This is a genomic window from Pseudomonas sp. A-RE-19, from assembly GCF_019956555.1.
Classification (GTDB): domain Bacteria; phylum Pseudomonadota; class Gammaproteobacteria; order Pseudomonadales; family Pseudomonadaceae; genus Aquipseudomonas.
In genome coordinates this window covers 1-1,598 of sequence record NZ_JAHBDQ010000064.1, presented here as the reverse complement: position 1 = coordinate 1,598, position 1,598 = coordinate 1, and the positions used below count along the sequence as shown (strand labels likewise).

Genomic DNA, 1,598 nt, shown 5'->3' with positions numbered 1-1,598 from the left:
CAGACTGTGTGAAAACGCAATATTAGCGGATCAAGCAAACGCCCCGACTTGTTCGGGGCGTTTGCTTTTGTGCGGGAAGCAGACGAAAAAAGGCTTTTCAGCCCATTAACGCCATCATTTTGGGGACTCCGAGCACGTTGATCGCTCTTTTGAGGTTATAGGCGTTTATCGCCAGGGCCATTTCCGCTCTCGCGCCTTCCAGCTGTCGCAGCAGAAAGCGGCCGTTGCCCAACAGCCATTGTTTGAGGTTGCCGAAGGGATGTTCAACGATGGATCTTCGACTCACCATCATCTCTGGATGGGCCTGCATCCGTTGCTCCATTCGCTCAAAGGCGTCTTCGTTCGCATGCCGCGAGACATACCGACGAGGCGCATCGGTGCACTGCGCTTTTAATGCGCAGGAGGTGCAATCCTTGGTGGCCTGGTACTCACGATTGCCGTTGTGCAATTGCTTAAGTGTCAGCAATTGGCCGGCGGGGCATTGGTAATGGTCGTGTTCTGCATCGTAAACAAAGTCTTTTCGGTCGAAAAACTCCTTACCTTTGCGGCTGGAATTCTTTGATCGGCTGGGCGGCACATAGGCCGTGATGTTGGCGTCTTCACATGCCTGAAATTGCTGGCCATTGGAGTAGCCCGCATCAGCCGTCACCGTGAGTTGTTCTTGCTGCAGCTGTTCTTTAGCCGTCTTGGCCATCGGCTCCAACTGACGCCGATCGTCGCCATCCTGAGTCACGTCATGATGCAGAATCAGGCAGTGCTCAGCGTCCACCGCCGTTTGTACGTTGTAAGACACTCGCGGCCCTTTGGCGGTACGCATCATCCGGGCGTCGCTTTCACGAGCATTGAACTGCTCGAGGTCCATGGACTTCATCAAGTCCTGGCAAGTCCGGTTATTCGACTGCTTGTCTTCAAGTCGCGCCAGCGCGGTTTTGATAGCGCTGCGATCAACCGTTTCACCCGCCTCATCCTTGTCGGCCTCATCCAGCTGTACCAGATACTGGGCAATGCGCTTGTCCAGCTTTTCCTCCTGGCGCTTGAGATGTTTGAGATTCAGATGCCGTCGTGCAGACGCGACCGCCTGAAATTTACTCCCGTCGATGGCAACCAGCTCGCCCGCAATCAAACCGACCGCGCGGCAGAATTGGACAAAGGCCCGGCACGCGGCAACGAACGCGGCTTTGTTATCCCGGCGAAAGTCGGCAATGGTTTTAAAGTCGGGCTTGAGTCGATTGATCAGCCACATGACTTCGACGTTGCGTTGGCACTCGGCCTCAAGTCGGCGCGAGGAGCGAATCCGCTGAAAATAGCCGTAGAGGTACAGTTTGAGCAGGTCGACAGGATCATAAGAGGGGCGTCCAGTGCCTTTGGGAGTCGCTTTATCGAAGCCCAATTGCACAAGATCCAGCCCAGCGACATAGGCATCAATCACGCGAACGAGATGATCGTCAGGTATTAAATCTTCCAGAGAAACCGGGAATAGGCTGGTCTGGTTTCGTGGTTCACCTTGGATATACGCCACAGCAAAAATGCCCCGTATCTTTCAATACGGGGCATTTTCTTGAATCGTTGCGCAAATGGCTAGGTTTTCACACAGTCTG

At 54.3% G+C, this 1,598-nt stretch carries 1 protein-coding gene; it reads right to left on the bottom strand.

Annotated features, from left to right (window positions below):
- Window positions 1-97 precede the first annotated feature (97 nt).
- Complete coding sequence (locus KGB14_RS24380; protein WP_223489206.1) at window positions 98-1,519, bottom strand: IS1182 family transposase; 1,422 nt, start codon at window positions 1,517-1,519, stop codon at window positions 98-100.
- Between the last annotated feature and the right edge of the window lie 79 nt (window positions 1,520-1,598).